At 66.4% G+C, this 21405-nt stretch carries 20 protein-coding genes; 10 read left to right on the plus strand and 10 right to left on the minus strand.

Annotation, left to right across the window (positions count from 1 at the left end):
• Positions 1-101: 101 nt before the first annotated feature.
• Positions 102-1181, minus strand: coding sequence for a DNA cytosine methyltransferase (locus RI032_RS20650; protein WP_425603839.1), 1080 nt, complete (start codon positions 1179-1181; stop codon positions 102-104).
• Positions 1182-1315: 134 nt separating this feature from the next.
• The gene (aceE, locus tag RI032_RS07000; RefSeq protein ID WP_111173219.1) at positions 1316-4003 is read right to left on the minus strand and encodes a pyruvate dehydrogenase (acetyl-transferring), homodimeric type; all 2688 of its coding nucleotides are present in this window, start codon (positions 4001-4003) and stop codon (positions 1316-1318) included.
• 545 nt (positions 4004-4548) lie between these two features.
• On the opposite strand from aceE, the gene RI032_RS07005 reads away from it, so the two are divergent.
• The 3 genes from RI032_RS07005 to RI032_RS07015 all read left to right on the plus strand — a co-directional run bounded on the left by RI032_RS07005 (position 4549) and on the right by RI032_RS07015 (position 6599).
• Positions 4549-5109 carry a PadR family transcriptional regulator gene (locus RI032_RS07005; RefSeq protein WP_257471906.1) on the plus strand — a complete coding sequence of 187 codons (561 nt, stop codon included), beginning with the start codon at positions 4549-4551 and terminating at the stop codon, positions 5107-5109.
• A 59-nt stretch (positions 5110-5168) separates the two neighbouring features.
• The gene (locus tag RI032_RS07010; protein WP_322548053.1) at positions 5169-5966 is read left to right on the plus strand and encodes a siderophore-interacting protein; all 798 of its coding nucleotides are present in this window, start codon (positions 5169-5171) and stop codon (positions 5964-5966) included.
• Positions 5967-6197: 231 nt separating this feature from the next.
• Positions 6198-6599 (plus strand): hypothetical protein, encoded by a 402-nt coding sequence (locus RI032_RS07015; protein ID WP_053442437.1) that lies wholly within the window; start codon positions 6198-6200, stop codon positions 6597-6599.
• Between the two features lie 157 nt (positions 6600-6756).
• Here RI032_RS07015 and RI032_RS07020 read toward each other — a convergent pair whose 3' ends face one another.
• Positions 6757-7464: a YceI family protein gene (locus RI032_RS07020; protein ID WP_005407837.1), complete on the minus strand. Its 708-nt coding sequence runs from the start codon at positions 7462-7464 to the stop codon at positions 6757-6759.
• Positions 7465-7550: 86 nt separating this feature from the next.
• Positions 7551-8141 (minus strand): malonic semialdehyde reductase, encoded by a 591-nt coding sequence (locus RI032_RS07025; protein WP_049412235.1) that lies wholly within the window; start codon positions 8139-8141, stop codon positions 7551-7553.
• 126 nt (positions 8142-8267) lie between these two features.
• On the opposite strand from RI032_RS07025, the gene RI032_RS07030 reads away from it, so the two are divergent.
• From RI032_RS07030 to RI032_RS07055, 6 genes are all read left to right on the plus strand, one after another.
• Complete coding sequence (locus tag RI032_RS07030) at positions 8268-9227, plus strand: mitochondrial fission ELM1 family protein (protein ID WP_010484193.1); 960 nt, start codon at positions 8268-8270, stop codon at positions 9225-9227.
• A gap of 128 nt (positions 9228-9355) precedes the next feature.
• The gene (locus tag RI032_RS07035; RefSeq protein WP_010484194.1) at positions 9356-9586 is read left to right on the plus strand and encodes a hypothetical protein; all 231 of its coding nucleotides are present in this window, start codon (positions 9356-9358) and stop codon (positions 9584-9586) included.
• 48 nt (positions 9587-9634) lie between these two features.
• A complete protein-coding gene (locus tag RI032_RS07040; RefSeq protein WP_010484195.1) occupies positions 9635-10486 on the plus strand; it encodes a DUF2145 domain-containing protein in 852 nt (283 codons plus the stop codon).
• A 19-nt stretch (positions 10487-10505) separates the two neighbouring features.
• Positions 10506-11009, plus strand: coding sequence for a hypothetical protein (locus RI032_RS07045; protein ID WP_313208595.1), 504 nt, complete (start codon positions 10506-10508; stop codon positions 11007-11009).
• A 32-nt stretch (positions 11010-11041) separates the two neighbouring features.
• Positions 11042-11557, plus strand: a complete 516-nt coding sequence (locus RI032_RS07050; protein WP_053442433.1) for a hypothetical protein — start codon at positions 11042-11044, stop codon at positions 11555-11557.
• Positions 11558-11632: 75 nt separating this feature from the next.
• Positions 11633-12193, plus strand: coding sequence for a queuosine precursor transporter (locus RI032_RS07055; RefSeq protein ID WP_010484198.1), 561 nt, complete (start codon positions 11633-11635; stop codon positions 12191-12193).
• Positions 12194-12458: 265 nt separating this feature from the next.
• Here RI032_RS07055 and glnE read toward each other — a convergent pair whose 3' ends face one another.
• Positions 12459-15254 (minus strand): bifunctional [glutamate--ammonia ligase]-adenylyl-L-tyrosine phosphorylase/[glutamate--ammonia-ligase] adenylyltransferase, encoded by a 2796-nt coding sequence (gene glnE / locus RI032_RS07060; RefSeq protein WP_322548054.1) that lies wholly within the window; start codon positions 15252-15254, stop codon positions 12459-12461.
• 387 nt (positions 15255-15641) lie between these two features.
• Between glnE and scpC the strand changes: the two genes are divergently transcribed.
• Entirely contained in the window at positions 15642-17156 is a 1515-nt protein-coding gene (scpC, locus tag RI032_RS07065; protein ID WP_057503897.1) for a succinyl-CoA:acetate CoA-transferase ScpC, read from the plus strand.
• Between the two features lie 95 nt (positions 17157-17251).
• Here scpC and hglS read toward each other — a convergent pair whose 3' ends face one another.
• From hglS to RI032_RS07090, 5 genes are all read right to left on the minus strand, one after another.
• The gene (gene hglS, locus RI032_RS07070) at positions 17252-18613 is read right to left on the minus strand and encodes a 2-oxoadipate dioxygenase/decarboxylase HglS (protein WP_010484201.1); all 1362 of its coding nucleotides are present in this window, start codon (positions 18611-18613) and stop codon (positions 17252-17254) included.
• A gap of 160 nt (positions 18614-18773) precedes the next feature.
• The gene (locus tag RI032_RS07075) at positions 18774-19262 is read right to left on the minus strand and encodes a hypothetical protein (RefSeq protein WP_322548055.1); all 489 of its coding nucleotides are present in this window, start codon (positions 19260-19262) and stop codon (positions 18774-18776) included.
• Positions 19263-19293: 31 nt separating this feature from the next.
• Positions 19294-20046: an HAD family hydrolase gene (locus RI032_RS07080; protein WP_109814295.1), complete on the minus strand. Its 753-nt coding sequence runs from the start codon at positions 20044-20046 to the stop codon at positions 19294-19296.
• 95 nt (positions 20047-20141) lie between these two features.
• The gene (locus RI032_RS07085) at positions 20142-20552 is read right to left on the minus strand and encodes an EF-hand domain-containing protein (protein WP_004139214.1); all 411 of its coding nucleotides are present in this window, start codon (positions 20550-20552) and stop codon (positions 20142-20144) included.
• Between the two features lie 232 nt (positions 20553-20784).
• The gene (locus tag RI032_RS07090) at positions 20785-21156 is read right to left on the minus strand and encodes a hypothetical protein (RefSeq protein ID WP_010484205.1); all 372 of its coding nucleotides are present in this window, start codon (positions 21154-21156) and stop codon (positions 20785-20787) included.
• Between the last annotated feature and the right edge of the window lie 249 nt (positions 21157-21405).

The following is a 21405-nucleotide window of genomic DNA, read 5'->3' on the forward strand; positions in this document are numbered from 1 at the left end:
GACTTTCACCCGAGACGCGCGGCATTTCACTGAACGCCAACGACCATGTTTAATTCTAACCACATTGCGAGTTAATTCGGAGATAGTGACACTCAATTGACCTAGCTAAGCTTGAGCTGCTCCTTAATTGAGCTTGCGATAACCTCGGCCAACGGAGGGGGTACCGCTTCACTGACTTGAGTGATCTGAGCGGACAGAGTTCCCTTTAACACGAATCGATCAGGAAACCCCTGCAGCCTCATAGCTTCGAGAACACTGAGTCTTCGATGTTGATCAGGGTGTACATGGACCTCTCTATTGCCATAAGCAACCGTCGGGCTCGGCTCATGCCAACTTAGAACCTTGAAACACCGTCTGTTCTTGCTCCCTACACTCATCAGCCCATTACTGAACTTTGCCGACTTCGGCTTCATGCACCAATGGTTGGGGTGAAATGGAATTGCATTCTCTGACAGGCCTCGCTCAAAGTGAACTGGCTCGGGTAGCTCACCAATGGCGTCTCTCACAGTGGCTCTACCACCCGTTGCCTGGGGTGGTATCCACCGCAGCTCTCCATAAATCGACTTATTAAATCCGACGACAATGACTCGCCTCCGACGCTGTGGGAGTCCAAAATCGTGGGCATCTAAAATCGCTTCGCTCAGATTGAAGTCAACCTCAAGATCTTTCTTTAGCTTCTCGAACACGTGGGCGTGCTTTGGCCCAACTAGGCCGACTACGTTCTCGAATGCGAAGAAATGTAGCGGCGAATCCGCATTTAGCTCCTGCACTAATCTCGCGTACTGCTCCGGGAGCGAGTGACGTGGATCGTCAACCTTATCAGCCGTGTTCGCACCACTAAAGCTTTGACATGGCGGGCCACCAATCAAACCGATCGGAGCAAAACTGGCCTTCGCCGAGTCTGCGCGAACCCTCTCGACCGTCAGACCTCGCACATCCGCTACGTGTCCTCTATGTACACCCGTTCGATTAGCGTTGTATGAGTCAATGCTTGCCGTTCGAATATCGTAAGCGCACGGCACGGTGAAACCGCTCTGCTCGAAGCCCAAATCGAGTCCACCAGCGCCACAGAAAATACTGACTACATCACCGAGACTCTCAGCAATTTCAACTGGTTGCTCAGATCTGATTGTTTCATCATCTCGTAAACAGGCGGCGATTTGATAGGCATTTCGAGCCATCCCACATCTCTCGGTTGCGCTGAGGCAGAGGTAGCTAGACGCGTAGCTGTCAGTTTTCTCAGCATATATAAGTTCTCTCAAATGGAATAGGGCGGCACTTAGGCCGCCCTATTCATCACGCGTACTGATCGAAATCAAACCCCAACAGGATTAGCCTTCTCCGGATCAATCTTGTACTGCTTGATCGCCCGGGCCACATCCTTCGCGGTCATCTTCCCTTCCTTCGCCAGCGCCGCAATCGCGGCATGCGCGATGTAGTACCGGTCAACCTCGAAGAACCGGCGCAGGTTCGCACGCGTATCCGAACGGCCAAACCCATCCGTACCCAGCACCGTGTACGACATCGGCACGAACGCACGGATCTGGTCCGCATACGCACGCACATAGTCGGTGGCGGCAATCGCCGGGCCCTGGCGGCCTTCCAGCAGCTCGGTCACGTAGGCCTTGCGCTGCTCACCTTCCGGATGCAGGCGGTTGGCACGTTCCACGTCGAAACCATCGCGACGCAGTTCGTTGAAGCTCGGGCAGCTCCAGATATCGGCGGTCACGCCGAAGTCCTTGTCCAGCAGCTCGGCGGCAGCAATGGCTTCGCGCAGGATGGTGCCCGAGCCCAGCAGCTGCACGCGCAGCTCGCCCTTCTTCGGCTTGCCGGCGTCGGTCAGCAGGTACATGCCCTTGACGATGCCTTCGGCCGCGCCTTCCGGCATTTCCGGGTGGGTGTAGTTCTCGTTCATCAGGGTGACGTAGTAGTACTCGTCCACCTGGTCTTCCATCATGCGCTTGGTGCCGTGCTGCAGGATCACCGTCACTTCAAAGCCGAAGGTCGGGTCGTAGCTGCGCACGTTCGGGATGCCACCGGCCACCAGATGGCTGAAGCCATCTTCGTGCTGCAGGCCTTCACCGTTCAGCGTGGTGCGGCCGGCGGTACCACCCAGCAGGAAGCCGCGGGTACGCATGTCGGCGGCCTGCCAGGCGATGTCGCCCACGCGCTGGAAGCCGAACATCGAGTAGTAGATGTAGAACGGCAGCATCGGCACGTTGCTGACCGAGTAGCTGGTACCGGCGGCCATCCACGAGCTGATCGCACCCGGCTCGCTGATGCCCTGCTGCAGCACCTGGCCGCTCTGGTCTTCGCGGTAGAACATCAGCTGGTCGGCGTCGACCGGCTTGTACTTCTGGCCGAACGGCGCGTAGATGCCGATCTGGCGGAACAGGCCTTCCATACCGAAGGTGCGGGCTTCGTCGGCCACGATCGGCACGATGTGCGGGCCCAGTTCCTTGTCACGCAGGGTGATGTTCAGGCTCTGCACGAAGGCCATGGTGGTGGAGTAGCTGCGCTCGCCGCTGCTCTTCAGCAGGCGTTCGTACGCTTCCAGCTTCGGCGCCACAAAGGTCTTGTCGGCCTTGCGGCGGCGCTGCGGCAGGTAACCGCCCAGTGCGGCACGGCGTTCCTGCAGGTACTGCACTTCCGGCGAATCCGGGCCCGGGTGGTAGAACGGCACCTGGCCGTCGGCCAGCTGCGCGTCGGTCACCGGAATGTTGAAGCGGTCGCGGAAGTGGCGCACCGCTTCGTCGTCCAGCTTCTTGGTCTGGTGGGTCGGGTTCAGTGCCTCACCGGCGCTGCCCATGCCGTAACCCTTCACGGTCTTGGCCAGGATGACGGTCGGCATGCCCTTGGTGTTCACGGCCTGGTGGTAGGCGGCGTACACCTTGTGCGGGTCGTGGCCACCACGGTTCAGGCGCCAGATGTCGTCGTCGCTCAGGCCGGCCACCATCGCAGCGGTTTCCGGGTACTTGCCGAAGAAATGCTCGCGGGTATACGCGCCGCCGAAGGCCTTGCAGTTCTGGTATTCGCCGTCGACGGTTTCCATCATCAGCTTCTTCAGGACGCCGTTGGTGTCCTTGGCCAGCAGGGCATCCCAGTAACCGCCCCACAGCAGCTTGATCACGTTCCAGCCGCCGCCACGGAACACGCCTTCCAGTTCCTGGATGATCTTGCCGTTGCCGCGCACCGGGCCGTCCAGGCGCTGCAGGTTGCAGTTCACCACGAAGATCAGGTTGTCCAGGCCTTCACGGCCGGCCAGGGCGATGGCACCCAGGGTTTCCGGCTCGTCGCTCTCGCCGTCGCCGATGAAGCACCACACCTTGCGGTCGGACTTCTCGATCAGGCCACGGTTTTCCAGGTAGCGCATGAACTGCGCCTGGTAGATGGCGGCCAGCGGGCCCAGGCCCATCGACACGGTCGGGGTCTGCCAGTATTCCGGCATCAGCCACGGGTGCGGGTACGAGGACAGGCCACCGCCGTCCACTTCCATGCGGAACTTGTCCAGCTGCTCTTCGCTGATGCGGCCTTCCAGGAAGGAACGCGCGTAGATGCCCGGGGCGCTGTGGCCCTGGATGAACAGCAGGTCGCCCGGGTGGTTCTCGCTCGGGGCGCGCCAGAAGTGGTTGAAGCCCACGTCGTACAGGGTGGCGCCGGAGGCGAACGAGGCGATGTGGCCGCCCAGGTCACCCGGCTTGCGGTTGGCGCGCACCACGGTGGCCATCGCGTTCCAGCGGATGATCGAACGGATGCGCCATTCCAGCTCGGCGTTGCCCGGGCTCTTGGCCTCGAACTGCGGTTCGATGGTGTTGACGTACTCGGTGGTGGGAGAGAACGGCAGGTAGGCGCCCGAACGACGGGTCAGTTCCACCATGCCTTCCAGCAGCTGATGCGCGCGCTCGGAGCCCTCGACATCAATAACGGCCTTCAACGACTCGATCCACTCCTGGGTTTCCACAGGATTCGGGTCGTTGTTCAGCACCTCGTTCAACCAGTTCATTAGCGCTCCCATAACCGCACGCACGCGCGCGACTGTTGTATAGATTTCTAGACCGCAAAGTGTAGCGCACCAAGGGCTTTCGTCACTTGGCTACGCAGGCGTATGGATGCAACCGGCCAGTGTCCGCAAGGGGCTTGCAAGCGCCCTTGACGGCCCTGCGGCGGGCCTTGGCAGCTGCGCGGGCTGTCGCTTGCGGGCCGCTGCGCCCATGTGCAGGACGCAGTGTTACCGCTGCCGATGACGGTTGCAGGGCAGCGCCGGGGCCACGGTGGGCGCCGTCCGGGCTTCGCCACTGAACCGGCGACAACGTGTCGCACCTGCCTCTGGATTGCCGCTGGCCGTGGGCCCAAGGTGGCCCGTGAGTGATGGGCCCGGTGGCCCTGCTCCCTTCCACAGCATCGCCGGGGCGCCTCGCAAGGGGCGCCCCTTTTGCTGTGGGTGGGGCTGGCCGTGGCCCAAATTGCACCTGCTTGTGGCCGGATCGGGTGTTGTCGCTTTCGACATATCGATATATCGTTTGCATACTCGTTTACCGATATATCGAAATGAGCCGAAGCCCCTCTCCCAGAGCCCGCTCCATCGATTCGGCGGTGCCCCGCCGCAACGGCCAGCCACGCGTGCTGAGCCGCGGCGACCTGCGCCTGCTGGTGCTGGCCCTGATCGGCGAGCAGCCGCGCCATGGCTACGAGCTGATGCAGCTGATCAGCAACCAGTTCATGCAGGCCTATACGCCCAGCGCCGGCACCATGTACCCGCTGCTGACCAGCTTCGAGCAGGCCGGCTGGATCGAGGCCGAGGAAGTGGACGGCAAGCGGATCTTCCGCATCACCGCCGCCGGCGAGTTCGAGCTGAAGGTGCAGCGCACCCAGGTGCGCCTGGCGCAGCGGCGTGCCTTCGACCGTGCCCGCGAGATCACCAAGGCCTCGCTGCCGCCGCCGCTGGCCTGCGCCCTGCGCGAGTTCAAGCGGGCGCTGGTGCACCACCACGGCCGCTGGGCCGAGGGCGAGGCGGACGAAGTGGCGGCGCTGCTGACGCGGGCGTCTGCCCTGCTCAACGGTACCGCCGGTAGCGAGGCATCACCGCTTTCAACGACCCAGCCAGACTGAATCCAGCCAGGTCTCCCCTACGCCGCGCGCCCCCGCGCGACACCTTTACAGGTAACCCCATGACCGAACATAACAACACGCGCCTGCGCCTGGATGTGCGCTTCCGTGAATTGACCGTGCTGCGCACTGAAGAGGTCACCCCGCACATGCGCCGCATCGTGCTGGGTGGCGACGCGCTGGCCGGCTTCGATTCGCCCGGCGCCGACGACCACATCAAGCTGTTCTTCCCCAACGCTGCGGGCGAGATGGTGCTGCCGGTGCTGACCGCCGAAGGCCGCAGCTACCCGGCCGGCAAGGAGCCTTCGCCGTCGCGCGACTACACCCCACGCTGGTGGGACCACGAAGCCGGCGAGCTGGCCATCGACTTCGTGCTGCACGACCAGGGCGTGGCCGGGCCGTGGGCCGAGCAGGCGCAGGCCGGCGACGTGCTGGTGATCGGCGGCCCACGCGGCTCGTTCGTGGTGGCCGACAGCTACGACGCCTATGTACTGATCGGCGATGAAACTGCGCTGCCGGCCATCGCCCGCTGGCTGGACGTGCTGCCGGACGGTGCCGAGGTGCAGGCCTTCATCGAAGTGAGCGATGAGGCCGAACGCCAGGACCTGCCGCAGTACGAGAACGTGCGCATCCACTGGCTGGAGCGCAACGGCTTCCCGGCGGCGACCAGCACCCTGCTGGAAGACATGCTGACCGACTTCGAGGCGCCGGAAGGTGATGTCTTCTACTGGATCGCCACCGAATCGCGTCGCGCGCGGATGATGCGCAAGTTCATCGAAGGCCACCTGGGCGTACCGCGCGACTGGATCCGCTCGACCGGCTACTGGAAGGCGCACCCGGACGAAACCGACGGCGATTGACCGGGCAACCGGTGGGTGCGGACCCTGCTTGGTGGGTGCGGACCGTTGGTCCGCACGCCCTTGACCATGTAGAGCTGAGCCCACGCTCGGCTGCTTTTCGATCCACCCTCGCGCTACGCGCGATGAGCCGAGCGTGGGCTCGGCTCTACAGGTATTCCGCCGCCCGGTTCAACGCATCAGCCGCCAAGCAATGCGACAATCGCGCTCCTTTCCTGCAGCAACGAGGCCCACATGGCCAAACTGACCCTGGCCAGCGTGGATGCGCTGCGTACCCGCTTCACCGATGACGCCGCCTGCGATGCGGCGCTGGCCGCCTTCGCCGACACCGTTGCCCTGCGCACGCCGCTGCGCGAACTGGTGGAAGCACAGCACCGCTACCTGCAGGCCGAGTTCGAAGTGGCGCAGGTGGCCGATGTACTGCGCCGCGACCAGAAGTACGCGCCGGTGGGCCGGCCGTCGGTGCACATCGTGCAGCTGCGCAAGCAGCAGGCCGCGACCAAGCAGGCGGCGTTGATCGCACGCCAGGTAGTGGCGCAGGCAGCGCAGACCTTCGTGCGCGTGAGCGGGATGACGGTGAAGGCCAAGCAGAGCCCGAGCGAAACGTGCGTGGCATGGTTGGGCGCGCTGCGCTGAGCGCGCATACCCGGTAGTGCTCAACCTTGGTTGGCCTGCGGAGTGTTCGTGCGCCAACCAAGGTTGGCATCTACCAACGCGTGTTCCCCAGCCCCCAAAAAGAAGGCCCGCTTTTCAGCGGGCCTTCTGCCTTCTCACGACGAGTGAGTTGGATGCATCAAGCCGCCGGCTTTTCGCCGGTGGCTTCGGTGGTGATGCGGATCTTCACTTCATCGCTGACGTTCGGGGCGTAGGCGCCGACGCCGAAATCGCTGCGCTTCAGGGTGGTGGTGGCATCGAAGCCGGCCGCCGGAACCTTGGCCATCGGGTGCTCGCCGCCGCCGTTGACGGTGACGTCCAGGGTGACCGGCTTGGTGATGCCCTTGATGGTCAGGTCGCCGGTGACGGTCAGCTTGTTGGTGCCGGCCGCTTCCACCTTGGTGCTCTTGAAGGTGGCATCGGCGAACTTGGCGGCGTCGAAGAAGTCGGCGCTCTTCAGGTGCTCGTCGAACTTGGCGGTGAAGCTGTTCAGGCCGCTCAGCGGCAGCTTCACTTCCACGGTGGACTTGGTCACGTCTTCGGCGTTGTACACCAGGGTGCCTTCGACGTTGCCGAAGTGCGCGCTCGGGTTGGAGAAGCCGAAGTGGCTCCACTGGGCCAGCACGTCGGTGTGGGTCGGGTCCAGCTTGTAGGTGCCCGAGGCGATCTTGATCGCTTCGGCGGCCGGCGCAGCGGCGGCGGCATCGGCAGCCGGGGTGGCGGCCTGCTCGGTGGTGGCCGGGGCGGCGGCATCGGCGGCCGGGGCAGCGGTGTCGGCCGGCTTGGAGCAGGCGGCGATGGCCAGGGTCAGGGCCAGCGGCAGCAGCAGTTTACGGGTGGCGCTCATCTCAGGAACTCTCCGGATCGTAGGGTGGGTACACGGTGCAGCAAGAGCCCGCCGCGGGACGGCGGGCCCGAAACCGATACAACGACTTACGCGATGCGCGCCGCTTCGTCGAACGACAGGCGCGGCAGACGCGGGAACAGGCCCGCCGAGTCACCGTAACCCAGGTTGACCAGGAAATTCGACTTGATGGAGGTGCCGGCGAAGAAGGCTTCGTCCACCTTGGCCGGGTCGAAGCCCGACATCGGGCCGGCATCCAGGCCCAGCGCGCGTGCGGCCAGGATCAGGTAGGCGCCCTGCAGGCTGCCGTTGCGGATGGCGGCTTCGTGGCGGCCTTCCTGCGGGCCGTCGAACCAGGCCTTGGCATCGGTGTGCGGGAACAGGTAAGGCAGCTTCTCGTGGAAGTCCAGGTCGAAGCCGATGATGACGGTGACCGGGGCGGCCATGGTCTTGGCCAGGTTGCCTTCGGACAGGGCCGGGGCCAGCTTGTCCTTGGCGTCCTTCGAGGTGACGAAGACGAAGCGGGCCGGCGTGGTGTTGGCGGCGGTCGGGCCCCACTTCACCAGGTCGTACAGTTCCTTCAACAGGCTCTCAGGAACCGGCTTGTCGAGGAAGGCGTTCTGGGTACGGGCAGTACGGAACAGCTGATCGAGGGCAGCAGCGTCGAGCGCGTGGGACATCGGTGGATCTCCAGGGCGGCGAAGGGAAGTCAGTGCCCGCGGGCGGCGCGGGGCGAATCGACGAGCCGCAGTGTAGAGTGTCGCGACTGTTGCAACACCCAGCAGGGCTGAAACGAATTAATGCCAATGGTGAAACGATCGAGCGCGCCCTGGACGGTCACGGACGGCCGCGCAGGCAATGTCCGCCAGGCGGTTGCGCTGGCCTCGGCGCTGCGCCAGGGCACCCATCGGCCGCTGGTCCTGCAGCCCCGCGCGCCCTGGCGCTGGCTGTCGCCGCGTCGCCTACCCGGCGATGTGAATGGCTACGGCGAGGCCTTCGCGACGCTGGCTGCCGATGCCCCGGCGCTGGCGATCGGTTGTGGCCGCCAGGCTGCGGGTGCCCTGCGCGTGCTGCGTGCCCGTGGCAGCCAGGTGGTGCAGATCCTCGACCCGCGCATCAACGCTCGCCATTGGGATGTGGTGGTGGTGCCCGAACACGACGCCCTGCGCGGCAGCAACGTGCTGACTCTGCTCGGCAGCCTCAACCCGGTGGACGATGACTGGCTGGCCTGGGGCCGCGCCGCGTTCGCCGGCTTCAGCACCCTGCCCGGCCCGCGCACCGCGCTGCTGGTGGGTGGACCGACGCCGCTGGCGCCGTGGGATGAAACGTCGATGGTCGGTGTGTTCCGCGCGCTGGCCGACCAGATCCACAGCGAGGGCGGCAGCCTGCTGGCCACCACCTCGCGACGCACGCCGCCCGCCTTGGCCGAGATCCTGCGCGCGACCTTCGCGGACCTGCCGCACGTGATCTGGGGCGACGGCGGCGACGGCACCAATCCCTATGGCGGCCTGCTCGGCTGGGCCAACCGCGTGGTGGTGTCGCCCGATTCGGTGAACCTGCTGTCTGAAGCCTGCGCCACGCGCATGCCGGTGATGGTGGCGCTGGCCGATACCGCGCAGGGTCGGCTGGCGCGCTTCCAGCAGCAGCTGCGCGAGCGCGGGCGGTTGCAGGCGCACTGGCTGGACTGGCAGTACGACCGCATCGAGCCGCTGCGCGAGACCGCTCGGGTAGCGGCAGAAGTGAAGCAGCGCCTGGCATTGGGGTAGTGCCGGCCGCTGGCCGGCAATCCTGGGCGCCCGGCATCACGGTGGTGCCGGGTGCGCAGCGATTTCTGAACATTTCGATCCGCCCGCACCGTTAGAGTCCAGCTTCCCCCATCACGCTGAACGTCTTCATGCGCACCCTGCTCCTGCTGCCCCTGACCCTGCTCGCTGCCTGCTCCACCGCGCCCACCGAACTGGACCCGATTTCCTACCAGTGCCAGCAGCAGCTGGACGCGTATCGCGAACAACCGGCCTTGCGCGATCCGAAGACTGGCGAGCGCCCGCCGCTGCCGATCGCGCCGATCAGCGATGCCTGCGACAGGGAACTCAAGCGCAAGGGCGTGGACCGCCCGCTGCGCTGAGCGGCGTATGATCGGCGCGCGGGCCTGCCCGCCGTTGAAGGTATCGACATGGATCGTTTCTCCCGCCTGCCCCGCGCCGCCCTGCTGATCGCCAGCCTGCTGGCGACCGCACCGGCATGGGCCAACAGCACCGAGTGCCGCGAACGCTACCCCAGCGTCGCCTCGCAGGCGGCGATGCTGGACGTGGCCTGGACCACCGCCGAGCGCCTGGATGCGCTGCCCGATGTGGACGTGGTGGTCGCCGCACGCGGTGGCCAGGATCTGAGCCGCTACGGCCTGCGACACAGCCACCTGGCCTTCCTGCTGCGCGAGGACGATGGCCGCTGGCGCGCGATGCACCTGCTCAACCGCTGCAAGACCGACAGCTCGCAGCTGTACCACGAAGGGCTGGGCAACTTCGTCGGCGAGAGCGGCGGCCATACCGACCTGCGCATCGGCGTGCCGGCGGCGCCGCTGCGTGCCGCGTTGAAGGCGATGCTGGTGTCGCCCTCGATCCAGCCCAAGGCGCTGCACGAGACCAGGTACAACGTGGTCGCCTACCCGTTCGCCACCGACTACCAGAACTCCAACCAGTGGGTGCTGGAGGTGCTGGCCGCGGCAATGGCGCAGGCCGAAGGCGCGCCGGCCATCGTCAAGCGCGAACAGGCCCAGCAGTGGCTGCGCCAGCAGAAGTACCAGCCCAGCGTGCTGCATATCGGCCTGGGCAAGCGCGTGGGTGCGCGCCTGTTCGTGGCCAACGCCACCACCACCGACCATCCGGCCGGCGAACGCATCTCCGGCAACTATTCGGTGGTGACGGTGGAATCGGTATTCGACTTCCTGCACCAGCACAGCCAACTGCAGCAGGAACTGGTGATCCCCCATGTGCCGGTGGCCGGTGCTGCCGCCGCCACGCCCTGAATCCAGCAAGGAGAACGAGATGCGCACCCTGCCTGCCTTCCTGATGCCGATGCTGATCGTCGCGAGCCTGGCCTGGTCCACAGCCGCTCATGCAGAGCGCCGCATCGTGATCATCCATGACCCGGGTCCGCAGGGGCCGAGCCTGGAGATGTCCTCGCAGATGGTGAACTCGGCCCGTGCGGCGGCGGCGAAGGAAGCCCAGGATGCCGCCGATGCTGGCCAGCCGCTGGCGCGCCCGCAGCAGATCAAGCTGCCGCAGATGCAGGTGAGCGCCATCGCCACCACCGTCGACGGCCGCCGCGAAGTGCTGCTGCGTGATGCCAACGAGCCGCAGAACACCGCGTCGATGCAGTACCCGCGCGGCATCGGTGATCCGGCCGTGCAGTTCACCGTGGGCCAGACCGTGAACTTCGAGCCCACTGGCAACGACCAGGGCTGGCAGCTGAAGGACAACCAGGGCCGCCCGCTGGAATACCTGCCCGAGGCCACCGGCCCGCGCGACATCTTCGATACCCGGCGCTGAGCCGCCGTCCCCACCCTGACCAGGAGGTCTCCATGTTCCGTTGCCTGCGCGTTCCCGCCACTGCCCTGCTGCTTTCGGCGCTGGTGGTGCCCACCGTCCATGCCGGCGCCGCGCCACAGTTGAACAGCGGCCAGACCAGCGTGCTGGTCACGTCGCTGATCGTGCTGTCGATTCCGTTGGCCACGTCGATGGGATTGGCCGAACTGTCCAAGGCCCCGTTCAAGGCCAGCGAGCGCAACGGCAAGGTCGCCGCACGCACACCGGCGGTTCCGCTGCCGCCGATGGAGGTGAAGCAGGTCGCCACCACGCCAGCCGGTGATCGCCAGGTGCACCTGCAGGTACCCGGCAAGGCCGACCAGACCGCAACGCTGCAATGGCCGGCGGCTGCAGGCGATGACCCGGTCGCCGGCTTCGTCGTTGGCCAGCAGGTGCATTTCGACCCCACCGAAGCCGGTGCCGGCTGGACCGTGAAGAGCGCGCAGGGCCAGGCGCTGGCCTATGTGCCGACCGCCTACGCCGCCGGCGACGTGATGAGCGAGGTGCTGTAAAGCTGAACGACCGGTTTTGGCTTTGCCGCGGGCCGGGCGGATAATGGGCGATCCCCTTTGTCCCCCTGGCTCGCCATGTCCGTGCGTCCTGCCCCTGTATTTGCCCCGCTGACCCCGCGCGCCCTGGTGCTGGCGGTGCTGGCGATGGGCGCAGTGGTGCTGCTGTCCAACGTACTGGTGCAGTACCCGATCAACGATTGGCTGACCTGGGGTGCCTTCAGCTATCCGGTCGCGTTCCTGGTCAGCAACCTGATCAACCGCCGCTTCGGCCCGGGCCCGGCGCGCCGCGTGGCGTGGATCGGTTTCGCGGTGGCGGTACTGCTGTCGATCTGGGTGGCCACGCCGCGCATTGCGATTGCCTCGTGCTCGGCGTTCATCGTGGCGCAGCTGCTGGACATCACCGTGTTCGACCGCCTGCGCCGTGGCAGCTGGTGGCGCGCGCCGATGGTGGCCACCACCTGCAGTGCGACGGTGGATACCACCATTTTCTGGTCGATCGCGTTTGCCGGCTCCGCCCTGCCGTGGGTGAGCTGGGCCGCCGGCGACCTGGCCGTGAAGCTGGCCATCGGCGTCTGCCTGCTGGCCCCGTTCCGCGCGCTGTTGTGGAAGATGGCGCCGCTGCGCGCCACCAGCTGACCCCCACATGCCTTGGTAGGTGCCAACCTTGGTTGGCACGCTCCATCAGAGTTCATCACCGCTGACAGATTGTGCCGACCAACGGTCGGCACCTACCAACAGCGGATCATCGCCGGGTCATGGCGCCGGTCGGTGCCAACAGCGGGTCATCGCTTTGGTGGGTGCCAACCTTGGTTGGCACGCTGTTGCCGGGGTCATGACCGCTGACGGATTGTGCCAACCAAGGTTGGCACCTACCAAGTGCGCATTCCCGCACGGCCACGCATCACCCGAACGGCAGCGCCGCTGCAATGCACGCGGCGCTGATCACTGCACACGCCTCTTCAATCGCGGGCGTGGTCGGTGCCAGTCGCGGACGTCGATCCAGCGTGCAGGCCAGGCCTACGTCCAGCAACGTGGCATGTGCGCCATGCAGCGCCTCTGCGGTGTCTTCCGGCAGGAAACCAGCAACCGCCAGCGCATCGATCAACGACGGCGTATCGCGTGGTTGCAGCAGCGCCGCATGCTGCGCACTGCGCGCCAGCACGCCGGTCTGCAGCAGGAACTCCAGGTCCACTACGCCACCGGCACCCTGCTTCAGGTCCAGCCGCGCGGCATCGCTGCGGTCCAGCTCGGTGCGCATGCGTCCACGCATCTTCAGCACATCGGCATACAGCGTGGCCGGATCGCGCTCACGTCCCAGCGTCTGCGCACGCACCTGTTCGAAGTCGGCCAGCAGGCTGGCATCACCGGCCACGCCGCGTGCGCGCACCAAGGCCTGGTGTTCCCAGGTCCATGCGCGTTCGCGCTGGTATTCGGTGTAGCTGGCCAACGAAGACACCAGCGAACCCTTGCCACCGTCCGGGCGCAGGCGCACGTCGATGTCGTACAGGCGGCCCGCAGCAGTGACCGCACCGAGCAGCGCCATCACCTTCTGCGCCAGGCGCGCATACCAGCGCCCCGGCTCCAGCGGACGCGCGCCGTCGCTGGCGTCCACGCCGGCCGGATTGTCGTGCAGGAACACCAGGTCCAGATCGGAGCCGAAGCCCAGTTCCAGGCCACCCAGGCTGCCGTAGCCGATGATCGCGAAGCGGCCACCGGGAATCTCTCCGTGTGCGGCGCGCATGTCCGCCTCGGCCATTGCCAGCACGGTGACCACCACCGCCTGCGCCAGCTCGGCCAGTTGCCGGGTGCTGTCCACCGCCCCCTGGCGCCCGTCCAGCGTGGCCATCGCCATGCGGAAGCTCAGCGCCAGCCGCGTCTCGTTGAGCCAGCGCAGCGCGGATTCGGGATCCTCCACCGCCAGCACCTGCTGGCACTCGGCCAGCATGCCGGCGGCATCGGGCATCGGCCCGGACACGCGCACGTCCAGCAGTTCGTCCAACAGCAGCGGATACGCCGCCAGGCGTTCGGCCAGCAGCGCACTGCGCGCCAGCACATCGACCAGGCGCGCCAATGCACTCGGTTGTTCGTCCAGCAGCGCGAGATAACTGGTCCGGCGCAGCACCGCCTGCAGCAGGCCAAGCACGCGCTTGAGCGCGGCATCCGGCTGCGGTGAACGCGTGGCGGCATGCAGCAGCGCCGGCAGCACACGGTCCAGGCGTGCGCGCGCTGCGTCGGACAGTGACTTCACGCCGGTGCCCTGGGCGAAATCACGCAATGACTGGTCGGCGCCGTTGGCATCGAGGAAGCCGGCTTCGGCCAGCAGCGGTGCGTTGCTGCCGTCGGGCAAGCTGCGCCAGTAGTTGGCCAGTGCATCGGGCGCGGCCTGGCCCTTGCACGGCGCCAGCAGCGCGGCGAACTCGGTACTGACCCGTGCCTGCTGCACGGCCAGCGCCGCGCACAGCACGTCCCAGTCCGGATAGCCGAGGCCGACGGCGATGCGCTCGCGGTCCAGCGCATCGCTGGGCAGCACGTGGGTCTGCGCATCGCGCAGCATCTGCAGGCGGTTTTCCAGCCGGCGCAGGAACAGGTAGGCCTCGCGCAGCGCGCTGCCATCTTCGGGGGCGATCTGCCCGGCGGCGACCAGCGCGTCCAGCGCCACCAGCAGGCGGCGTTCGCGCAGTGCCGGTTCGCGACCACCGCGGATCAGCTGCAGCGCCTGGCACAGGAACTCGATTTCGCGGATGCCACCGGCGCCACGCTTGATGTCCTCGTGCAGCTCGCGGCGCGCGACCTCGGCGGTGATTGCTGCCTTCATCTCCCGCAGGCCGTCGAGCGCGGTGAAATCCAGATAGCGGCGGTACACGAACGGGCGCAGGGTCTGCAGCCACGCTTCACCGGCCTCGATATCGCCGGCCACCGCGCGCGCCTTCAGCCAGGCATAACGTTCCCAGTCGCGGCCTTCGCGCTGGAAATACTGGTCCATCGCTGCGAACGACAGCGCGACGCGGCCGGCGCTGCCGAACGGGCGCAGGCGCAGGTCGACGCGGTGGCTGAAGCCATCGACCGTGGTTTCGTCCAGCAGCTTGGCCAGGCGCTGGCCGAGGCGTGCGAAATACTCTTCGGCGGCCAGCGCGCGCGCGCCGTCGGATTCGCCGCCGTGCGGGTAGGCGTAGACCAGGTCCACATCGGAACTGAAGTTGAGCTCGCCACCGCCGAGCTTGCCGAGGCCGAACACCACCAGCTGCTGTGGGGTGCCTTCGCCATCGCGGACCACGCCGTGGCGTTGGGCGAATTCCTGCTGCAGGGCGTCCAGTGCCAGCCGCAGGCAGTCTTCGGCCAAAGCGGTGGCGCCGGCGAGGGTCTGCGGCACGTCGTCGAGGCCGGCCAGGTCGCGCCAGATCAGCCGCGTGGACATGGCGGTGCGCCAGCGCCGTATCTGCGCCGGCCAGTCGCTGGGCTGTAGCGGATCGAGCACCGGCGCCGGGATCGGCGGGCAACCGGGCGCGGCCAGCTGCGCCAGCAGCGCCGGTTGCCGCACGAGGGTGTCCAGCGCGAAGTCACTGGTCACCGCCAGCCGGGTCAGCAGCGGCAGCAGCTCGGCAGGAACGGGCTCGGGCAGGACCTGGGCCAGGCGCGCCAGGGCGCGGTCGACAACGGGCTGGAGGGCGGCGGACAGTTCGGCGGGGGCGAGGGTCATGCCCTGATTCTCGCGGGGTCGGATCCCTTTGCCAACGGCGAAGGGCTCTGCCCCCGAGATGCCGCCGCTTGATGCCGCGGGTGGGGTCAGAGCCTTTTGCCCTTGGCAAAAGGATCCGACCCTGAAGGCGTGCCGCGTATTCATACTGGGCGGCAGGCAATAAAAAAGCCCGCTTGCAGCGAACTGCCAGCGGGCTCTGCTCCCTCCCCCACGTCGGGATGCAGGGCCATCGTGCGGGCTGCGAAAGCACTTTGCACGCTGCACTGCAAAACAAAACCGGCGGGTATGGGTGAGCCCTCCGGTGAAAAGCCATTCCACGAAGGTAGAACCCCCCGTACGGATGAGGATGGCCGATAATCGGAATTCCCCCCAGCAACACGTGTCGTCATGTCTGTTGATCGCATCGCCAACGCGCGTCTCCGTGACCGCGTGGTCTCCGCAGAGGCCGCAGCCGCGCTGATCCAGCCCGGTGAAACCGTGGCCATGAGCGGCTTTACCGGCTCCGGGTATCCCAAGGCCGTTCCCGTGGAACTGGCCCGCCGCATCGAATCGGTGCATGCCCAGGGCCAGCCCTTCCAGATCAGCCTGATGACCGGCGCCTCCACCGCGCCGGAACTCGATGGCGCGCTGGCCAAGGCTGATGGCATCGCCATGCGCATGCCGTTCCAGAGCGACCCGGATGCGCGCAACCGCATCAACGAGGGCAAGCTGGATTACATCGACATCCACCTCAGCCACGTTGCCCAGCACGTGTGGTTCGGCTTCTACGGCGAGATCGATACTGCGGTGATCGAAGTCTCGGCCATCCGCGAAGATGGCTCGCTGGTGCCCTCCACCTCGGTCGGCAACAACAAGACCTGGTTGGACCTGGCGAAGAAGGTGATCGTCGAGGTCAACGAATGGCAGCCAGCCGGCGTCGACGGCATGCATGACATCTACTACGGCACCGCGCTGCCGCCGCACCGCAAGCCGATTCCGCTGGTGAACGCCAACGACCGGATCGGCGACACCGCGCTGCGCTGCGACCCGGACAAGATCGTGGCGGTGGTGCGCACCAACGGCCCGGACCGCAACAGCCCGTTCAGCCCGATCGATGCAACCAGCGAACAGATCGCCTCGCACCTGATCGAGTTCCTCAAGCACGAGGTGAAGAAGGGCCGCCTGCCGCCGAACCTGCTGCCGCTGCAGTCGGGCGTGGGCAACATCCCCAACGCGGTGCTGGCCGGCCTGGCCAAGAGCGGTTTCCGCGACCTGGCCGCGTTCACTGAAGTGATCCAGGACGGCATGCTCGACCTGCTGCGCGACGGCGTGCTGAGCTATGCCTCGTGCACCGGCTTCGCGCTGAGCCCGCAGGCCAACGAGACGTTCAAGGACAACATCGATTTCTACCGCGAGCGCATCATCATGCGCACGCAGGAAATCTCCAACCATCCGGAACTGGTGCGCCGCCTTGGCTGCATCGGCATGAACGGCATGATCGAAGTGGACATCTATGGCAACGTCAATTCGACGCACGTGATGGGCACGCGGATCATGAACGGCATCGGCGGTTCCGGCGACTTTGCCCGCAACGGTTTCCTGTCGGCGTTCCTGAGCCCGTCCACTGCAAAGAACGGCACCATCTCGGCGATCGTGCCGATGGCCAGCCATGTCGACCACACCGAGCACGACGTGTCGGTGATCGTCACCGAACAGGGCCTGGCCGACCTGCGTGGCCTGACCCCGCGCAAGCGCGCGCAGGTGCTGATCGACAACTGCGCGCACCCGGATTTCCGCCCGCAGCTGCAGGATTACTTCGACCGTGCCAGCCGCGAAAGCTACGGCAAGCACACCCCGCACCTGCTGCCGGAAGCGCTGTCGTGGCACCAGCGCTGGCTGGATACCGGCACGATGAAGGGCTGATTATTCTCGGTTCGCCGGGCATGGCCCGGCGCTACCAGCTTCCAGTGGGTGCGGACCTTGGTCCGCACCCACCACGCGCACCAAAGCGGTGCCGATCAGGCGCGCAGCGCCGCCAGCGATTCCGCCTGCAGCCGCTCGTAGATCTCGAACTCGTCATTCACCGCCACGCCCAGCGCCTGCTCGAAGGCCTCGCGGTTGGCGTGTGCGGCATAGGCGCGCTGTTCTTCACCGCCCAGGTTCGACTGGAAGATGCCTGCGGCGCTGACCGGCAGGAAATCCTCATAGACAATCGGATCGGCCGTCGCCAGGCCCGCGGCCACCAGCACTTCAGCCGGCAGATCCGCCACGCGCTCGGGCGCGGCACGGCCGGCGTCGGTCAGCTGGTAGCGGTAATAGCCCAGCCCTTCCTGGCGCAACGTGTCATGGTCATCCGGGAAGCTGGCGAACACCGCCTGCAGGCGCTGGCCGTAGTCGCCGCCGGTGCTGCCTTCGCCACCGGCATCGCGGGCCTGCGACAGCAGCTGGTCGTACAGCGCGCGGCCCTTCGGGGTCAGCGCAAGGCCGCGCTGTTCGATCTCGCCGAAGCGCGCGGTATGCGTGCCGGCATCGCCACCTTCCGCGTCCGGGAAATGCACTGCCTCTTCCAGCGCCTTGAAGCTGGTCTGGCGCAGCAGGATCGGGCAGGCGCGGCGCGGCGGGCCTTCAATCACCGCCTTGGCCGCCATGCCGTGTTCGATCATCGCCGCCTGCGCAGCGTCGATATCCAGCGTGCGCGGGGTCAGGTGATTGATGTGCGGGCCGCGGAAACTGACGACGTCGGCCACCAGCCGATGCGCGTTGTGCAGCGCATGGTAGGTCGGCAGGTCGACCGTGGCATCGCCGTGCCAACGGAAGGTTTCCAGTGCTTGCTCGACGAAGCGCTCGGCATCGGCCTGCGCCAGGCCACCGTCACGCTCGGCCTGGTCGATCAGTGCCAGCGCGCCCTCGGTGAAGATGCGGCGGCGCGCAAGGATCTTCGCCGATTCGGCACGCAGCGCTTCGTCTTCGATCAGCTCCAGGCGCAGCAGCGAGGTGAACACGCGGAACGGGTTCTGCGCCAGCGCGGCGCCGGTAAGCGGGCGGAACGCGGTGGAATGCACCGGCACGCCCGCGACCGACAGGTCGTAGTAGCCGACCGGGTACATGCCCATCACCGCGAACAGGCGGCGCAGCGTCGCCAGTTCCTGCACGGTGCCGACGCGGATCGCGCCATGGCGCTCTTCATCCAGGCGTGCGCGCTCGTCGTTGCGCTGCAGCTGCGCGGCCAGCGCCGGGTCCTGCTCCAGCACCTGCGCGTTGATCCGCTCCACCAGTTCCACCAGCGTGCCGTACAACGGCACTTCGGTGCGGTACATGCGGGACATGGCCTGTGCGAACAGGCGGCGGATCACATCAGGCGAAACGAAAGAGGCGCTCATCAGTCACTCGATTACGGGAACGGGGAACAGCTCGAACCCGTATTGTCGCCGGAGCGCGCGGCGGCGGCGATATGCAGAGCAACATGAAACATCGGTAGCGCCGGGCCATGCCCGGCGGATCCCAAGGCCGCGCTGCACGCTCGCCGGGCTTGGCCCGGCGCTACCGCTTCAACTGGCGCCTGAGGGTGGCATCCAGGGTGATCGGCCGGTCCCAGTGCTGGTAGCTGGCCACGATGGCATGGCGCACGGCGCGGTAATGCAGGTTGTCCGGCGTGGTGGGCATGCGCTTCACCACCGCCTCCCAGCCGCCCCCCGGGTCCTGGCTGAAGGCGCGCACGCTGTCGCGGCAGGTCTGGCCACTGGCCTTGGCCCAGAAACAGGCGAAGTAGATGTCCCCGGCCTGCCAGCCATGGGTGGTGAACAGCGCGCTGATATAGCCGCGCGGCACGCCGGCATAGCGCGAGACCTCATCGAGAAAGGCATCCGGGTAGCGTTCGGCGTAATGGTTGATGTCCTGCAGCTGGGCATCAACCCAGCTGTCGCCGGTTGCCACCTCGTAGGCTGCCGAACGCTCGGCGGTCTGCTGGGCCAGCACGGTGGCCGGCACCAGCAGCAGGGACAACAGCAAACCGCGCAGTCGGTAATTCATGCCCCGATTCTGCCGCAGCCGCCGGGCCCTGTCAGGCGGCCGCAGCGGCCTTGGCTTCGATCGCCGCCAGTGCGGCCGGCCAGTCGTGGGCGGTATCGGCGGTGACCATGCGCGGTTCATCGTCGGCCACGCCGTGCTGGGTCTCGTGTGCCCAGGTCACTGCATACGGGGTATGCACGCCCCAGCCACCGAGGGTGACCACCGGCTCGATGTCCGAACGCAGCGAGTTGCCGACCATCACGAAGCGCTGCATCGGCAGATCGAATTCGGCCAGCACGCGGGCGTAGGTTTCCGGGTCCTTCTCCGAGACGATCTCGATGCGCGGGAACAGCTCGCCCAGGTTGGCGACCTTGATCTTGGCTTCCTGGTGGAACAGATCGCCCTTGGTGATCAGCACTACCGGGTAGTGCTCGGCGATGGCCGCCACGGCTTCGCGCACACCGTCGATCAGCTCGACCGGGTGGCGCAGGGTGTCGTGGCCGATGTCCAGAATGCGCTGGATGTCCTTGGCCTCGATGCGCTGAGCGGTGATGTCGATGGCCGCTTCGATCATCGACAGGGTCATGCTCTTCACGCCGTAGCCGAAGGTGCCCAGGTGGCGCTGCTGCACTTCCAGCAGGTGGCGCGCGGTCTGGGTGTCATGCACGTCGACGTAGCGCGACAGCAGGTCAAGGTAATCCTGCTCGGCCTTACGGTAGTAGTCCTCGCTCTTCCACAGCGTATCGTCACCGTCAAAACCGACCAGGCCGATGGCGCGCGACGGCGCAGGCGTGGAGGTGTTCATCGGCCAAGGATACAGGGGTGGCGATGACGAGAAAAACCCGGGCGGCCGCAGCCGCCCGGGTCCCCATGCACCGGTCTTCCCGAATCAGGTGTGGATCAGCGGCCCTGGGCCGCGCCGGCACCCGCACCGGCCTGCTGCGCGGCCACGTAGGCCTTGTACTCATCGGCGCTCAGTTCGCCGTCCTTGTTGGTATCGGCCTGGTCGAACACCTGGGCCAGGCCCGCGTTCACCTGTGCCTCGGTCTTGCTGATGGTGCCGTTGCCATCGGTATCGATGCTGGCCCAGGTCTGGCCACCGCCATTGGCCTGCGCCGATGCCGCGGCGGCCGCATTGGTCGCCTGGTCAGCCGCCTGCCCTGCCTGTGCCGCCGACTGCTGCGCCTGCGCGGCTTCATTCTGTGCCTGCGCGGCCTGCTGCTTGGCCGACTGGGCCATCGCCGGAATGGCCAGCACGCTGCCGGCGGCGACGATCAGGGCGATCAGGGGCTTGCGGTTGCGAATAGTCATCAGGGGTGTCTCCTACCGATTGGGTGGTGTTGCGCGGCGTGTTGTCTCCGCACGGCACCTACCCTGCCACCGCGTTTCTGAATCGATTTTGCCCCGCGACCAGCGTCAACACGCACGATTAACCACTCGCCTCCGCGCATGCTTTAGCGCAGTGGTTAGCAGCAAGTGAGCAGCTCATAAGATGCGCATTCAGCGCTGCCGGATTTAACCGGCAACCAACGAAAAACCTGCGTCAGTCGACGTTCTGTGCCGATGACCGCGAACTGAACAACACCCAGCCGAGGGCAACACCGGCGAGCGCGCCGGCGATTTCCAGCACCACGCGGCTGCCGAGTTCGTTCGGATCATGGATGGTGGCGAGGAACAGGCGCGCGTACAGCGGGGATTCCAGCCGCACGATGCCCATGTAGAACAGCTTCCATGCATCGATGCCGGCGGAGATGATCACGGCGATGACGCAGGACCAGCCGATCGCGTGGCCGACTGTCCAGTGCAGGAGCCGGCACAGCTGCGACCACAGGAAGTACACCAGCAGCCCGACCAGCAGGGCGATGGCGCCCGCTTCCAGGGTACCGAGCAGGCCGAAGTGCAGGGGAAGGTTCATCGGGTGGGCAGCGGTGGGATGGCGGCCAGTGTAAGGGATCTGCCCCGGACCCAATCCGGCAGCCACGGTAGATCCACGCCATGCGTGGATGAATCTCTCGAAATCGAATATCTCGACGATTGAACAAAGAGCAGCCGAGCACGGGCTCGGCTCTACAACGGACCGCGCGGGAAACTGTCAGAGGCGGGGCGATGCCGGAGTGCGGGGTGTCAGCCGCATGGATGCGGCTGCCAAGCCTCCATGGAAGGA

Source organism: Stenotrophomonas geniculata (genome assembly GCF_034508895.1).
Taxonomy (GTDB): Bacteria; Pseudomonadota; Gammaproteobacteria; order Xanthomonadales; family Xanthomonadaceae; genus Stenotrophomonas; species Stenotrophomonas geniculata.

Coding starts and splice junctions, on each gene's coding strand:
- RI032_RS07080 (WP_109814295.1), bottom strand. CDS start 20,046: ATGAACACCTCCACGCCTGCGCCGTCGCGCGCCATCGGCCTGGTCGGT.
- RI032_RS07085 (WP_004139214.1), bottom strand. CDS start 20,552: ATGACTATTCGCAACCGCAAGCCCCTGATCGCCCTGATCGTCGCCGCC.
- scpC (WP_057503897.1), top strand. CDS start 15,642: ATGTCTGTTGATCGCATCGCCAACGCGCGTCTCCGTGACCGCGTGGTC.
- RI032_RS07045 (WP_313208595.1), top strand. CDS start 10,506: ATGCGCACCCTGCCTGCCTTCCTGATGCCGATGCTGATCGTCGCGAGC.
- RI032_RS07030 (WP_010484193.1), top strand. CDS start 8,268: ATGGTGAAACGATCGAGCGCGCCCTGGACGGTCACGGACGGCCGCGCA.
- RI032_RS20650 (WP_425603839.1), bottom strand. CDS start 1,181: ATGGCTCGAAATGCCTATCAAATCGCCGCCTGTTTACGAGATGATGAA.
- RI032_RS07025 (WP_049412235.1), bottom strand. CDS start 8,141: ATGTCCCACGCGCTCGACGCTGCTGCCCTCGATCAGCTGTTCCGTACT.
- RI032_RS07075 (WP_322548055.1), bottom strand. CDS start 19,262: ATGAATTACCGACTGCGCGGTTTGCTGTTGTCCCTGCTGCTGGTGCCG.
- RI032_RS07010 (WP_322548053.1), top strand. CDS start 5,169: ATGACCGAACATAACAACACGCGCCTGCGCCTGGATGTGCGCTTCCGT.
- hglS (WP_010484201.1), bottom strand. CDS start 18,613: ATGAGCGCCTCTTTCGTTTCGCCTGATGTGATCCGCCGCCTGTTCGCA.
- RI032_RS07035 (WP_010484194.1), top strand. CDS start 9,356: ATGCGCACCCTGCTCCTGCTGCCCCTGACCCTGCTCGCTGCCTGCTCC.
- RI032_RS07040 (WP_010484195.1), top strand. CDS start 9,635: ATGGATCGTTTCTCCCGCCTGCCCCGCGCCGCCCTGCTGATCGCCAGC.
- RI032_RS07015 (WP_053442437.1), top strand. CDS start 6,198: ATGGCCAAACTGACCCTGGCCAGCGTGGATGCGCTGCGTACCCGCTTC.
- RI032_RS07020 (WP_005407837.1), bottom strand. CDS start 7,464: ATGAGCGCCACCCGTAAACTGCTGCTGCCGCTGGCCCTGACCCTGGCC.
- RI032_RS07005 (WP_257471906.1), top strand. CDS start 4,549: ATGAGCCGAAGCCCCTCTCCCAGAGCCCGCTCCATCGATTCGGCGGTG.
- RI032_RS07090 (WP_010484205.1), bottom strand. CDS start 21,156: ATGAACCTTCCCCTGCACTTCGGCCTGCTCGGTACCCTGGAAGCGGGC.
- glnE (WP_322548054.1), bottom strand. CDS start 15,254: ATGACCCTCGCCCCCGCCGAACTGTCCGCCGCCCTCCAGCCCGTTGTC.
- RI032_RS07050 (WP_053442433.1), top strand. CDS start 11,042: ATGTTCCGTTGCCTGCGCGTTCCCGCCACTGCCCTGCTGCTTTCGGCG.
- aceE (WP_111173219.1), bottom strand. CDS start 4,003: ATGAACTGGTTGAACGAGGTGCTGAACAACGACCCGAATCCTGTGGAA.
- RI032_RS07055 (WP_010484198.1), top strand. CDS start 11,633: ATGTCCGTGCGTCCTGCCCCTGTATTTGCCCCGCTGACCCCGCGCGCC.